12 protein-coding genes and 1 rRNA gene are annotated in these 13,155 nt (G+C 53.4%); 5 read left to right on the forward strand and 8 right to left on the reverse strand.

Annotation, left to right across the window (positions count from 1 at the left end):
• The 7 genes from KI379_RS24300 to KI379_RS24330 all read right to left on the reverse strand — a co-directional run.
• Window positions 1-75, reverse strand: a 16S ribosomal RNA gene (locus tag KI379_RS24300); the annotation flags it as partial.
• 523 nt (window positions 76-598) lie between these two features.
• Window positions 599-2,017 carry an NAD-dependent malic enzyme gene (locus KI379_RS24305; protein ID WP_212985171.1) on the reverse strand — a complete coding sequence of 473 codons (1,419 nt, stop codon included), beginning with the start codon at window positions 2,015-2,017 and terminating at the stop codon, window positions 599-601.
• Between the two features lie 19 nt (window positions 2,018-2,036).
• Window positions 2,037-2,276, reverse strand: coding sequence for an HPr family phosphocarrier protein (locus tag KI379_RS24310; protein WP_076175710.1), 240 nt, complete (start codon window positions 2,274-2,276; stop codon window positions 2,037-2,039).
• A gap of 17 nt (window positions 2,277-2,293) precedes the next feature.
• Window positions 2,294-2,995 (reverse strand): TerC family protein, encoded by a 702-nt coding sequence (locus KI379_RS24315; protein ID WP_076175739.1) that lies wholly within the window; start codon window positions 2,993-2,995, stop codon window positions 2,294-2,296.
• A gap of 23 nt (window positions 2,996-3,018) precedes the next feature.
• Window positions 3,019-4,545: a tripartite tricarboxylate transporter permease gene (locus KI379_RS24320; RefSeq protein ID WP_076175708.1), complete on the reverse strand. Its 1,527-nt coding sequence runs from the start codon at window positions 4,543-4,545 to the stop codon at window positions 3,019-3,021.
• Window positions 4,546-4,556: 11 nt separating this feature from the next.
• Window positions 4,557-5,018 carry a tripartite tricarboxylate transporter TctB family protein gene (locus KI379_RS24325; protein ID WP_076175706.1) on the reverse strand — a complete coding sequence of 154 codons (462 nt, stop codon included), beginning with the start codon at window positions 5,016-5,018 and terminating at the stop codon, window positions 4,557-4,559.
• A 76-nt stretch (window positions 5,019-5,094) separates the two neighbouring features.
• Window positions 5,095-6,129 (reverse strand): tripartite tricarboxylate transporter substrate binding protein, encoded by a 1,035-nt coding sequence (locus KI379_RS24330; RefSeq protein WP_076175703.1) that lies wholly within the window; start codon window positions 6,127-6,129, stop codon window positions 5,095-5,097.
• Window positions 6,130-6,371: 242 nt separating this feature from the next.
• On the opposite strand from KI379_RS24330, the gene KI379_RS24335 reads away from it, so the two are divergent.
• Together KI379_RS24335 and KI379_RS24340 are read left to right on the forward strand one after the other, a co-directional pair.
• Window positions 6,372-8,018, forward strand: coding sequence for an ATP-binding protein (locus KI379_RS24335; RefSeq protein WP_212985172.1), 1,647 nt, complete (start codon window positions 6,372-6,374; stop codon window positions 8,016-8,018).
• Window positions 7,987-8,712: a response regulator gene (locus tag KI379_RS24340; RefSeq protein ID WP_373309611.1), complete on the forward strand. Its 726-nt coding sequence runs from the start codon at window positions 7,987-7,989 to the stop codon at window positions 8,710-8,712. The genes KI379_RS24335 and KI379_RS24340 overlap by 32 nt, the downstream gene beginning before the upstream one ends.
• 45 nt (window positions 8,713-8,757) lie before the next feature.
• Here KI379_RS24340 and KI379_RS24345 read toward each other — a convergent pair whose 3' ends face one another.
• Window positions 8,758-9,585 (reverse strand): AraC family transcriptional regulator, encoded by an 828-nt coding sequence (locus tag KI379_RS24345; RefSeq protein ID WP_076175699.1) that lies wholly within the window; start codon window positions 9,583-9,585, stop codon window positions 8,758-8,760.
• 207 nt (window positions 9,586-9,792) lie between these two features.
• Between KI379_RS24345 and KI379_RS24350 the strand changes: the two genes are divergently transcribed.
• Genes KI379_RS24350 through KI379_RS24360 form a run of 3 tightly spaced genes read left to right on the forward strand, consistent with a single transcriptional unit; the run spans window position 9,793 to window position 12,947 of the window.
• Window positions 9,793-10,956, forward strand: a complete 1,164-nt coding sequence (locus KI379_RS24350) for a Gfo/Idh/MocA family protein (RefSeq protein WP_089548620.1) — start codon at window positions 9,793-9,795, stop codon at window positions 10,954-10,956.
• A 36-nt stretch (window positions 10,957-10,992) separates the two neighbouring features.
• The gene (locus KI379_RS24355) at window positions 10,993-11,841 is read left to right on the forward strand and encodes a sugar phosphate isomerase/epimerase family protein (protein WP_163881300.1); all 849 of its coding nucleotides are present in this window, start codon (window positions 10,993-10,995) and stop codon (window positions 11,839-11,841) included.
• A gap of 5 nt (window positions 11,842-11,846) precedes the next feature.
• Window positions 11,847-12,947, forward strand: a complete 1,101-nt coding sequence (locus KI379_RS24360; protein WP_212985173.1) for a Gfo/Idh/MocA family protein — start codon at window positions 11,847-11,849, stop codon at window positions 12,945-12,947.
• The last annotated feature ends 208 nt before the right edge of the window (window positions 12,948-13,155 follow it).

Genomic DNA, 13,155 nt, shown 5'->3' on the forward strand with positions numbered 1-13,155 from the left:
TCAAGTCCGCTCGACTTGCATGTATTAGGCACGCCGCCAGCGTTCGTCCTGAGCCAGGATCAAACTCTCCAAGAAAGTTGGAAGAATCTGCTCACCCGAAGGGAGTAGCTTTCCAACGAAAGTTTGTAGCTCATTTTGAATCTGACGAGATTGATTTAATCTCAATCGCTCCGGTCATAAGACCGTCGCGTTTATACTCACTCGTTGTTCAGTTTTCAAAGATCAAACTTCGTTTCGTTACCGCCCAGTGTTTCAGCAGCAACTCTTATAATATATCATGTTCATTTCTTAATTGCAAGCTTTTTTTAATTTTCTTTTTTGCTTGCCGGTGCCTTATCAGCGGCCGGATTTATAATGTACCACGTCAGTACTTTTTTAACAAGTTGAAAAATATTCCATTTGCGGTCACCTTATAACATGGAACTCAAATTGAGTTTGTAACTAAAATGTTCTGCTGTCCCCCTCCAAGCCAGCTAAATAATATATGAAGTTAGGAATTCGTTCTTTGGGAATTTCGACTCCATCATGTACCCTACTATACAATCAGCCGCGATCGCTCGCGGCTGCGCAATACATATAAGCTCGAATCGAAGATCGCTTAGAAACCGCGCTCCCTTCTTCTAGCTACACCTGAAGCATAGGCTGCCTGAACCACGGCTTCTTTTACCTTTTCTGCTACATGGGGGTTAAAGACACTAGGGATAATATATTGCTCGTTCAGTTCCTCCTCCCCCACAACGGAAGCAATGGCCTTAGCGGCAGCAATCTTCATCTCCTCCGTTACCCTGGAAGCCCGGCAATCGAGCACGCCGCGAAACAATCCCGGGAAACAAAGGACGTTGTTTATTTGGTTCGGGTAATCTGATCTTCCGGTAGCAATCACCCGGACGATCCCTTCGGCTTCCTCCGGCGCAATCTCCGGGGTTGGGTTTGCCATCGCGAAGACGATCGGATCGGGAGCCATTTTGCCGATATCCCCACGACTTAAAACCCCGGGACCCGACACACCGATAAAAATGTCAGCATCCACAATCACGTCCGATAAGGTTCCCGACTCTTTGTCCGGATTCGTATGCTCGGCGTACCATCGCCAGGCGTCATGTGTATAATCGTTCCCGCGAACGATGGCACCCTCCCGATCCACCCCCACGATCCGCGTAACGCCGGCGGCTTGGAGGATCTTGGTACAAGCGATGCCGGCAGCGCCGATTCCGCAAAGGACGATTTTGCAATCCTCAAGTCTCTTTCCGACCAATTTCACTGCATTATAAAGGCCCGCCAGCAGCACGACAGCCGTCCCATGCTGGTCATCGTGAAACACGGGGATGTCCAGTTCCTCGATCAGCCGCCTCTCGATTTCAAAGCAGCGCGGAGACGAAATGTCCTCCAAATTAATGCCTCCAAACGCGGGAGCAATCCGTTTGATCGTCGCGATGATTTCCTCCGTATCCTGCGAGTCCAGACAGATGGGAAAGGCATCCACGCCCGCGAGCTGCTTGAACAGCATCGCTTTTCCCTCCATCACGGGCATGGCGGCGAGTGGGCCGATATTCCCGAGTCCAAGCACGGCGCTCCCGTCCGACACCACCGCAACCGTGTTGCGTTTGATGGTAAGGGTATGGGCACGGGACGGGTCCTCATGAATCGCCATACATACGCTGGCAACGCCGGGTGTATAGACACGGGACAGATCATCCCGGGATTTGATGGCCATTTTCGGCGTCACTTCGATTTTGCCTCCCAAATGCATCAGGAAGGTCTGGTCGGAAACCTGCAAAACCTTAACGCCGGGCAGCTTATTCAGCACCTGGACAATTAAATCCTTCGCCCCCGTGTCCGTAATGTTAACTGTCAGGTCCCGGATCGTCGTTACTTTACCGGTACCGCTGACATCAATAGCTACAATATCTCCTCCTGAATCCCCGATGGCCATGGCAATTCTTCCAAACGCTGCAGAGGCCTTGTCCATTTCCACCCGGACGATGATATTCGTGCTCCCTGATTTAGGCACAGCCATGTTCATCCACTCTCCTCCGTCAAATTTCAACCCTAAGGCCGTGCCTGACAAACGCCTCTTTCATCGCTGTTGTGGCCGCCGCTTCGTCAGGACCGTAAATTTCAAGCTGATACTGCTCCCGGCTCAACAGCGAAAAGCTCAAACCGAGGATGCTCTTGGCATCGATCGCCCGGCCACCGGCCTTAAGCACGATACTGGATGTAAACCGGTTAGCCGTCTGATTAATATCCACAATCGCCTTGGTCTCCAAACCACTCATGTGTTTACCTCCGTTCTTTATCTTTGTGGGGTACTTGCACCTGCATCGGTCCGGGATTCATGCATTTGACGGTAGTGCTGCAGCAGTCTGCCTCCCAGGACAATGCCAATAGCGAGCACCAGTGGAATAACCGTGTGAAGCGTATTAGGCAAGGCATCCGTGATATTGGCCAGCCTCTTCTCTTTTAGAATCATTTCACCCGATGTGTACCCGAGAAGAGCAACGCCAACAATAACAATAACCGGAAAACGGCCCATTAGAGTCATCAGCAGTCTGCTGCCCCAAATAATCAACGGAATGCTGACTGCAAGTCCAAGGGCAATTAAGAGATAATTTCCTGACGCCGCTCCAGCCACGGCCACCACATTATCAAGGCTCATCACCAAATCAGCGATCATAATCGTTTTAATGGCTTTTGCCAGGCGGGTGCTTGCTTCAAGCTTCCCCCCTTCGGCTTCACCCTGCATGAGTTTAAGCGCAATCCAGAGCAGCAGGATGCCTCCTGCCAATTGAACAAAAGGTATCTGCAGCAGCCAAACGGCTGCAATGGTAAGTACGAAGCGAAGCACGATCGCTCCGAAGCTGCCGAAGAAGACCGCCTTCTTCCTCTGTTCGGGCGGCAGGTTTTTGCAGGCGAGAGCGATAACGACAGCGTTATCGCCGCTCAGCACAATATTAATGACGATAATTTTTAATAGACCTAGAAGTAACCACTCCATATCCATAAGTGCCGTTTCCTTTCCTAGCCTTCCTCATTAACAAGAACTCTCCTGCCTTTCAGCTTCAGGATTAACGGAATCGTAATCCACAGCAGTCCAATGATCAGAAACACAAGGGAGACCGGCTTCTGGAGGAAGATCATAAAATCACCGTTGGAAATCGTCAGTGCGCGCCTCATGTTATTTTCCATCATGGGTCCAAGGATAAGTCCCAGAACGAGGGGAGCGAGCGGAAAGTCGTTTTTGGATAATACATAACCGACCACGCCGCAGCCCATAATTAAGAGAAGATCGAACGTTGAATACTGAACGGCGTACACTCCGAAGACCGAAAAGACAATAATTAAAGGGATCAAGTACTTGGCAGGCGTCTCGATCACCTTGGCGAACAGCTTGACGAGCGGCATGTTGAGAATCAGCAGCATCAGGTTGCCGACAAACATGCTGGCTATAACGCCCCAGGCCAGCTGGGGATGATCCTGAAACAGCAATGGGCCCGGCTGCACATTGTACATAATGAAGGCACCCATCAAGATGGCCGTCGTACCGGAAGACGGAATCCCCAGACTGAGCAGTGGAATCATGGCCCCGCCGGAAGCCGCATTATTTGCCGATTCGGGCGACGCTACGCCTTCGATGGCGCCTTTCCCGAATTTCTCGGGATGCTTGCTGATCTTTTTTTCTACAATATATGCAAAAAAGGACGCGAGAATGGCTCCTGCTCCTGGCAGCAGACCGATAAAGAAGCCAAGAATTGAACCGCGCGCGATCGGTGCGGCGCTATCCTTCATATCCTGCTTCGTTGGCAGAATGCGGCTGATTTTTGCGATTTCCCCGTCGTTATGGTCCCGTTCCAAAATGGTTTTGAACACTTCACCTACCGCGAACATACCGACTGCGATCGTCAAAAATTCCAGCCCCTGATAAAGCTCCGGAATCCCGAAGGTAAACCGTTCTACGCCAGATACGCTGTCGATCCCGATCGTCGCCAGAAGCAGGCCGAGTGCCGTCATCATCAGCGCCTTGACCATCGATTTGCCGGCCAGGCCGCTGATCGCAAGGAGTCCAAGCACCATCAGCGAAAAGTATTCGGCGGGACCAAATTTGATAGCAACAGCCGATAATGGGCGGGCCAGGAAGATGAGTCCAACCAAAGAGATAATGCCTGCGGCAAACGAACCGATGGCCGATATCGCGAGCGCTGCACCCGCCCGTCCCTGCTTCGCCATTTGATATCCGTCTAGAGTCGTGACGACAGACGAGGACTCGCCCGGCGTATTGAGCAGAATGGAAGTCGTGGAGCCGCCGTACATGGCGCCGTAATATACGCCAGCCAGCAGAATAATGGAACTTGTAGCCGCTTCTTCCGGACTCAGGCCTGATGTCATGGTTGCGGTAATAGGAATCAGCAGCGCCACGCCGCTCATCGGACCGATGCCTGGCAGCACGCCAACGACGGTGCCGATCAAGACGCCAAAAAACACAAAGACCAGATTATGCCACTGCATTGCCGTCCCAAGTCCATGCAGCAAATATTCAACTGTGCTCATTGTTTAACCCCCTAGAATAAGACTAACCAAGATGGAAAACCGGGCAGGGTACCATCCAGCACGTTGACATACAGATAATACACACCGTAAGAAAAACAGGCGGAGATCACGACCGATATCCAGATCCGGCCCCGCTGCATCGTTTGAAAGCCGATCATCAGGAACAGGAACGTTGAAATAACGAATCCGATATCCTCCAGGAAAAGGGCGTACAGCACGGCGGCCGTAAAAATAATACCGAAACGCTTGTAATCGAGCTTTTCCCGATTTTGCTGCTTCTGCTGCCTGCGGAAGGTTTCATATATCAGCCTAATGCTCATCAGCGAAAGAAATGCGCCGAGAAACAACGGAAAGATGTTCGCGCCGACGTTGCTGCCATAAGCGCTTGTCGATATGCTGGTGCTTCCGATGACAAAAGCGATGCCGACCGCACAAAATACGATGCCGGCATAGCGGTCAAATGAATGATTCATAGTCTTCACACCTCCTCTTCAGACAGGGAAAAGGGAAGTCCCCATCCCTTTCCCTCCCCCTGCATGGCCTAAGCCGTTACTTCTGCATGCCGAGTGCCGTCAGCATTTCTTTCAGCTGATCATTTTGTTGAGCCAGAAAAGCCTTAAAATCGTCGCTGTTCTTATAATCGCTTTCCCAGTTGTTCGCCGTCATCTCGGCCGCCCACTCTTTCGTCTCGGTCATTTTTTTGATGGCCTGATCCCAATAGCTCTTCGCTTCAGCGCTCATTTCCTTAGGTCCGAATATCCCCCGCCAAATGAGGAATTCCGCGTCAATTCCCTGCTCCTTCATCGTCGGCACGTCTTTCAAGCTTCCTCCCAAACGTTCAGGCGCGGCCACGCCAAGCACTTTGATTTTTCCGGCCTTTAAATACTGGTCAAGCGACGAGGCATCCGTACCCAGTACATCGGCGTTGCCGCCAAGCAGTGCGGTAATGGCTTCGCCGCCCCCGTCGTAAGAAACGTACTTGACGCTCTTAGGGTCGATCCCGTACTTGAACGCCGGCAGAATGGATACGAGATGATCCATAGAGCCGGGAGCCGATCCGCCGGCGATCGTGAACTTGGTCGGATCGGCTTTCAAGTCATCGAGCAGCGACTTCAGATCGTTGTATTTCGAGTCAGCCGCTACGGCAATGGCGCCATAGTCCTTCGTCAGCTGAGCCAGCGGCGTCGTATCCTGATATCCATATGGCGAATTGCCCTCCTTTTTCAAATTGTTGATCAGGATCGGCGGAGAGTTGACAAACAATTTGTAGTTATCCTTCTTGTCCTTGGTCGCATACTCGGCCATAAACACGGCGCCGCCTCCGCCCGGTTTATTTTCAACCGTAATCGCTTTGCTGACAGCCTTTGTCTCGGTCAATACTTTCGCAATGGTACGGGCCGTCATATCCCATCCCCCGCCCGCACCCGATGGGGCCACGAGCGTTAACGCTTTGTCGGGATAATTGGATTTTTTGGCCGAAGTCCCCTCTTTTGCTGCTCCCCCGTTGGCACAAGCCGCCAAACTAAGCGCCAGAATGGCCGCAGGTATTACTTTCCAGGTTTTGCTCATCATTTTTTTATTCATCTGGATACCCCTTTCGAAAAGTTCATCTAAAGCCTTATCAACTTGGTGTCATCGCAATGTATGCGCTTTCTTTTTGTGGTTCCCAGCATATCACCCGCGGCAGCTTTAGCAAATGTTAAGCACATAAGATCTAAAAACACGATTATGGGCATTTTGTTCATTTTGTTCACGATAAAATGAAAGCCCTTTCAAGGCCTTTATGCTACAATAAAAGCAAAAAACGGAGGGGCGCACGGTACAACATGCGGCTGCAGACAAAACTGATTTGGATCATCTGTTCCCTGATTGCCTTTATCATCCTCAGCTTGAGCGGTATTTTTTATGTCGTGATCACAAACATTTTTGAGGATCAGATCGGTCAACGCGCCCTAAAAGTAGCTGAAACTCTAGCGATCATGCCGGAGATTAGAAAAGCCTTTACTGAGCCGGATCCTTCGGCCGCAATCCAGCCTATTTCGGAAAGCGTCCGGATCAAAACCGGCGCCCAGTATATCGTTGTGGGGAACCGCGAAGGCATCCGGTATTCGCATCCCCTGCCGGACCGGATCGGCAAATCGATGGTCGGCGGCGACAACGGTCCGGTACTTGCGGGGCATTCGATCGTGTCCAAGGCCACCGGTTCCATGGGGCCTTCCGTTCGTGGGAAGGCTCCTGTTATTGCGGATGACGGGACGGTGATCGGCATCGTGTCTGTCGGTTTTCTGACCGACAACATTGACCGGATAAACGACGTGTACCAAAATGAAATATTGCTGGTCTCGTTGGTCGGTCTGGCTGTCGGGGCAAGCGGAGCCGTACTGATCGCACGCAGCGTCAGGCGTTCCATCCATGGACTTGAGCCCAAGGAAATCGGGGCGCTGTATACAGAGAAAAAGGCAGTCCTCGAATCGATCCGCGAAGGAATTATCGCCATTAACCGGGATGGTTTCATTACGATGGCTAACCGTTTCGCTCTTCAGCTGATGAATCTGTCGGAGAATGAAGCGATCATGGGAAAACATATTGAGGATGTCCTTCCGAACACGCGGCTGCTCGAGGTAGTCCGGAGCGGCGAAGCCGAGTTCGACCGGGAGATGCTGATCGGCGACCATGAAGTGATCGTGAACAGGCTTCCTATCATGGATATGAACAATCAATTAACCGGAGCGGTCTCCAGCTTCCGCAGCAAGCCGGAATTATATCGGCTGGCCGAAGAGTTGTCCCAGGTCAAGCGTTTTGCGGAGTCGCTCCGGGCGCAGACGCACGAATACTCCAACAAGCTCTATGTCATATCCGGCCTGATCCAGCTGGAGTCTTACCAGGAAGCGGTAGACCTGATCAACCGCGAAGTGAACGTCCATCAGCATTTGATTCAGTTTGTGATGAGGGAAATCCCGGACCCGGTCATCGGCGGGCTGCTGATCGGCAAGTACAATCACGCCCAAGAGCTGAAGCTTTCCTTTGAGATCGATCCAGAGAGCACGTTCGCTGACATCCCGGACCATATGGACCGCAGCCTGCTCGTGACCATTATCGGAAATTTGATCGACAACGCGATGGAAGCCGTTCTTGCGCGGCAAACCTTCTCCGAATCCAAAGGCGAAGTCACGCTGTTCCTGACCGATTTGGGTGAGGACCTGATCATCGAATGCGAGGATAACGGAATCGGCATTCCGGAAGACATCGGAGATACGATCTATGAAAAGGGCTTCTCTACCAAACCGGGGGAACACCGCGGGATCGGGCTTGCCCTTGTCGTTCATGCGGTCCATAAGTTAAACGGTTACATTACGTTCCATCGGAATACGGCGGGCGGCGGTACGGTCTTTACGGTGGCGATCCCCAAACAACCCGGTCTATTCAGAAAGGAGCATCCTCATGGAAATGTCCGAAGTAAATCCAATGATTGAGGTGTTAATCGTAGAGGATGACACCAAAATCGCAGAGATAAACAGGCGATTCGTAGAACAAGTGCCGGGATTTAAAGTCGTCGGCATCGCCACGGATGAAATGCAGGCGAAATCGCAGCTGGAAATCCTGGAGCCCCAATTGGTACTTCTGGATATCTACCTGCCTCAAGCCAATGGCCTGGATCTGCTGCTGTTCATCCGCCAGCATTACCGCAGCACGGATGTCATCATGATTACCGCCGCCCGGGAAATCGAACCGATCCGGGAAGCCATCCGCAGCGGGGCGTTCGATTACCTCATGAAGCCGCTCATCTTCGACAGGCTGAAGGAAACGCTGCTGCATTATGCGGCATTTCAACGGGAGTTATCCCGGCTGGATACGGCTGGGAGCATTGGCCAGAGCGACGTGGACCGCCTGCTGGCAGGTCCCGTCAAAGCGGAGCCGCTTCCTGTGAATACGGCCGACGTTTTCCTGCCCAAAGGCATCGATAAATTGACGCTTGAAAAGGTCGTTCAAACCATTTCGACGGTGAACGACGGGCTAACCGCCCATCAAGTGGCCAAACGGATCGGCATCAGCCGCTCAACCAGCCGGAGATATCTGGAGCATCTCGTCGGGTTCGGCATTGTCTATGCCGACCTGTCCTATGGGGTCGTAGGACGGCCGGAGCGCGTATACCGGAGCAAAAAATAACCCGTCTGCAGGTGCAGGCGGGTTTTCCTTGCTATCGGATAATTCTTACCGCGTGCACGCCCGATACTCCGTCGGCGACATGCCGGTATGCCCCTTGAACTGCCGGGAAAAGTGCGACAGCTGCATTCCGAGCTGATCCGCAATGTCCGCTACGGGCGCGTTCGTAAATGAAAGCAGGCGTCTGGCTTCCTCCATACGCTTGCGCTGGACGTAATGCATCGGTGTGCAGCCCATCGCTTTTTTAAAATAAGGGATAAAGTAGTTCGGATGCAGATGGACGATCTCGGCCAGCTTTTCGATCTCCATCTGTTCACGAAGATGGTCATGAATGTACTGCAGCACGCCGCCCAGCTTGTTCCCTTCCGTATGGTGCATGAAATCGATCCAATAGTCGGTGTATCCCCCCTCTTCCAGGCAGCAGGCCAGCATGTACAGCAGACCCGCCTGCATGCGCAGGGCCGCGAAAGGACCTCCCGCCTGAAATTGGCCGATCATCTCGTTAAAAGTGCTTCGAATAAACTCCGGGTCGCCGACATCGCTGATATAGAGCTTGCTGTCTGCATGGAACAAAGGCCACTCCCCCACCTGGGCGTCAAAATGGCAGAAATACCGCGTGTATGGATTCTCCTTGGACGTGTAGGTCGTCTGGCTCGTCCCCGCAGGCATGATCATCAGCTGGTTCGGCTTGGGGTAATAGGTCACGCCGTTGATGACGACCGATCCTTCGCCTTCGGTGATGTAATAGAGCCGGTGGAAGCTCGGGGCGACTTCAGCCCGGTTCCAGTCGGGAAAGCCGCTTTTGAGCTGGACGTGACTGATATGTACCCGAAGCCCTTCCGGCAGCCGTGCGCCGAGCTGCATGGCCTGTGCCATAAATGACCCTCCTTATTTAGAAAATAGTCGTCTAATGTAATGCCATTGTATCATCCCCATTTTACGAAAACACCTTAATTTTGTGCAAAACCCTCTTAATCTTAGCCATTTGCTTCCCATGCCATTCGGGCTAAGCTTGAGGGAGATGTAATGGCTTACATGCCTGCAAACTTTGATCATAATCCATGGGAAGGCGGGATCATTTAGATGGAGCAAGTACGATACGGCATTATCGGCATCGGGAATATGGGAAGCAGTCATGCACTGAATTTGGTGGACAAAATCAAGGGGGCGCAGCTGACGGCGATATGCGATACAAGCCCCGCCCGTCTGGAGTGGGCACAGGCCCATCTGCCGGAATCGGTTCAAAAATTCGACACACCGGAGGCGTTCTTCGCCTCGCAAGCGATGGATGCCGTCCTGATCGCCGCTCCGCATTATGATCATCCGGTATTGGCGATCCAGGCTTTTGAGAACGGTTACCACGTCATCGTCGAAAAACCGGCCGGAGTCTACACCAAGGCGGTTCGCGAAATGAACGAGGCCGCTTCCCAATCGGGCAAGCTGTTCGGCATTATGTACAACCAGCGGACCTCCCCGCTGTATACCAAGCTGCGCGACCTGGTGCAGTCCGGAGAATTGGGGAATATCAAGCGGACCAACTGGATCATTACCAACTGGTACCGCTCGCAGAGCTACTATAATTCCGGCGGTTGGCGGGCCACCTGGGCCGGCGAAGGCGGCGGTGTGCTGCTGAACCAGGATCCGCATCAGCTGGACCTGTGGCAGTGGACGACCGGCCTGATGCCGAAGCGCGTGCGTGCTTTCTGCCACTTTGGTAAATACCGCAATATTGAAGTCGAAGATGACGTCACCGCTTATGTCGAATATGAAAACGGAGCTACCGGCGTATTCGTGACCACTGTAGGCGAGGCACCCGGAACGAACCGGTTCGAGCTCTCCGGTGATAACGGCAAAATCGTCGTCGAAGACGACAAGATCACCTTCTGGCGCCTGCGCGTGCCTGAGCCGCAGTTCAACGCGGAATATACAGGCGGATTCGGCCAGCCGGAATGCTGGAAATGCGACATTCCGGTGCATGGGGGACACGGCCCGCAGCATAACGGAATTTTACAGAACTTCACTAATGCCCTGCTGCATGGCGAAAAGCTGATCGCCCCGGGCGAAGAAGGCATCCGCGGCCTGACGATTTCGAACGCGATGCATCTGTCGGCCTGGACAGACGATTGGGTGGACCTTCCGCTCGACGAGGATCTGTTCTACGACAAGCTGCAGGAGAAGATCAAAAACTCGACGTTCCGCAAGGAAACCGCCGGCGGTAAGGTGCTGGACGTATCCGGAACTCACTGATAGATATCCCATTTTCGATAAGAGGAGAATCGCCCTATGAAACTATCGGTATTTACCGTCGTCACCCCGGATCTGACCCCTGAAGAGCTTGTACTGGCCGCCAAGGAAGCCGGACTGGACGGCGTGGAATGGCGCTTCAAGGAAGTTCCCGCAGGCGCTGCAGGCGAGAAGCCGTCGTTCTGGAGCAACAATTTGTGCTCGATCGACCCTTCCCTTCCCGCGGACCAAATGCAGAAATTCAAAGACCTGGCCCTTGCACAGGGGCTTGAAGTCGCCAGCATCACTCCCTATCTGAACCATCTGGACCTAAAGGATACGGAGCATGTATTCCGGACGGCCCAGCAGCTTGGGGCGAAAATGATCCGCCTCGGCGTGGCCGGGTATAACGCATCCGCCGACTATAACGAGTTGTACGACAAGACAGTCCGCTATTTAAAAGAAGCGGAGCAAATGGCCCAGCAATACGGCGTCAAAGGCATCATCGAAACCCATCACGGCACGATCGCGCCGAGCGCCGGTCTCGCCCACCGCCTGGTCAGCCACTGCAGCCCGGACCATATCGGCGTCCTGTACGATCCGGGCAACATGATCCACGAAGGCTTCGAGCATTCCCGGATGGGCCTTCAGCTTCTCGGTCCCTACCTCGCCCACGTTCACATCAAAAACGCCGAGTGGGTCCGCGAGGGAACGCGTGAAGACGGAACTGTAAAATGGCGTTCGAAATGGGCGCCGATGCGCGAAGGCATCGTGGATTTCACCTCACTGCTCAATGACCTGAAATCCGTCGGCTATGACGGCTACTTGGGCATCGAGGATTTCAGCGAACAATACACGTCGCGTGAGCTGCTGAAAGAATTCGCCCAGCTTATGCGCGAAAGGATGTGACCTTCATGACCGCACAACATAAAGACGGAATGAACTACGCACCGGAAGGCAAGCCGAACCATGTTGTTGAACCGGGCGAGTTTGTGTTTGCGGCGGCGGCTCTGGACCACGGGCATATTTATGGCATGTGCAACGGGCTGATCGAAGCCGGGGCGACGCTGAAATGGGTTTACGATCCGGAGCCGGCGAGAAGCCAGGCTTTTGCCGACAAGTTCCCGCAGGTTCAGATCGCGGACAGCCTTGAGCAGGTGCTCGGGGATCCGGAGGTCCGATTGGTGGCCGCAGCCGCGGTGCCCAGCGAACGCTGTGCTCTTGGGCTGCAGGTGATGGACGCAGGAAAAGACTATTTTACGGACAAAACGCCGTTCACTTCGCTGGACCAGCTGGAAGCGGCGCGCCGGAAGGTGAAGGAAACCGGCCAGAAATATGCTGTCTATTACAGCGAGCGGCTTCATGTGGAGTCAGCGGTCTATGCCGGACAGCTCGTGCAAAAGGGAGCCATCGGCCGTGTCATCCAGGTGACCGGCTTCGGCCCGCACCGGCTGAATGCGCCATCGCGTCCGGACTGGTTTTTTGAGAAGGATAAATACGGCGGCATTCTGTGCGATATCGGGAGCCACCAAATCGAACAGTTCCTGTTCTATGCCGGCTGCAAGGACGCCAAGGTTCTGCACAGCAAAGTAGCGAATTACAACAATCCGGACTATCCCGAGCTCGAGGATTTCGGCGACGCGACCCTGGTAGGCGACAATGGCGCCACCCAGTATTTCCGGGTCGACTGGTTTACGCCGGACGGTCTCGGCACCTGGGGCGACGGCCGGACGATCATCCTCGGCACCGAAGGTTATATTGAGCTGCGCAAATACATCGACATCGCCCGCGATCCGCGCGGCGAACATGTCTACCTGGTGAACGGGGACGGCGAGCAGCACTTCGAAGTCAAAGGCAAGGTAGGGTACCCTTACTTCGGCCAGCTCATTCTCGACTGCCTGAACCGGACCGAGAATGCCATGACCCAGGAACACTGCTTTAAAGCAGCCGAGCTGTGCCTTAAGGCGCAGGAGGCAGCCGTACGCATCGATCAGGTGCTGCAGACGAATTCATAGCCACAATTCTTGCCTGACCGCGCGTTAAATTAACGGGCTGCCAGGATTGACGACTTTTCCATAAGCAAAAAGCTCCCGTATCGCGCTCCCCCTCTGTGTAAAGAGGTTAGGAGCACGGCGGGAGCTTTTTTTCATTCCATCCGGATTTGGATCTATTCTGTTAGGGCATCCATCGAATAAAGAATAGCCATGCCATTCGGTTATATGT

Origin of the sequence: Paenibacillus cineris (assembly GCF_018333335.1) — a bacterium.
In the GTDB taxonomy this organism is placed as follows: domain Bacteria; phylum Bacillota; class Bacilli; order Paenibacillales; family Paenibacillaceae; genus Paenibacillus_AQ; species Paenibacillus_AQ favisporus.

Bases quoted from the DNA above. Each gene is read 5' to 3' on its own strand.
- KI379_RS24305 (WP_212985171.1), bottom strand. From the start codon at position 2,017: ATGGCTGTGCCTAAATCAGGGAGCACGAATATCATCGTCCGGGTGGAA.
- KI379_RS24310 (WP_076175710.1), bottom strand. From the start codon at position 2,276: ATGAGTGGTTTGGAGACCAAGGCGATTGTGGATATTAATCAGACGGCT.
- KI379_RS24315 (WP_076175739.1), bottom strand. From the start codon at position 2,995: ATGGAGTGGTTACTTCTAGGTCTATTAAAAATTATCGTCATTAATATT.
- KI379_RS24320 (WP_076175708.1), bottom strand. From the start codon at position 4,545: ATGAGCACAGTTGAATATTTGCTGCATGGACTTGGGACGGCAATGCAG.
- KI379_RS24325 (WP_076175706.1), bottom strand. From the start codon at position 5,018: ATGAATCATTCATTTGACCGCTATGCCGGCATCGTATTTTGTGCGGTC.
- KI379_RS24330 (WP_076175703.1), bottom strand. From the start codon at position 6,129: ATGAATAAAAAAATGATGAGCAAAACCTGGAAAGTAATACCTGCGGCC.
- KI379_RS24335 (WP_212985172.1), top strand. From the start codon at position 6,372: ATGCGGCTGCAGACAAAACTGATTTGGATCATCTGTTCCCTGATTGCC.
- KI379_RS24340 (WP_373309611.1), top strand. From the start codon at position 7,987: ATGGAAATGTCCGAAGTAAATCCAATGATTGAGGTGTTAATCGTAGAG.
- KI379_RS24345 (WP_076175699.1), bottom strand. From the start codon at position 9,585: ATGGCACAGGCCATGCAGCTCGGCGCACGGCTGCCGGAAGGGCTTCGG.
- KI379_RS24350 (WP_089548620.1), top strand. From the start codon at position 9,793: ATGGAGCAAGTACGATACGGCATTATCGGCATCGGGAATATGGGAAGC.
- KI379_RS24355 (WP_163881300.1), top strand. From the start codon at position 10,993: ATGAAACTATCGGTATTTACCGTCGTCACCCCGGATCTGACCCCTGAA.
- KI379_RS24360 (WP_212985173.1), top strand. From the start codon at position 11,847: ATGACCGCACAACATAAAGACGGAATGAACTACGCACCGGAAGGCAAG.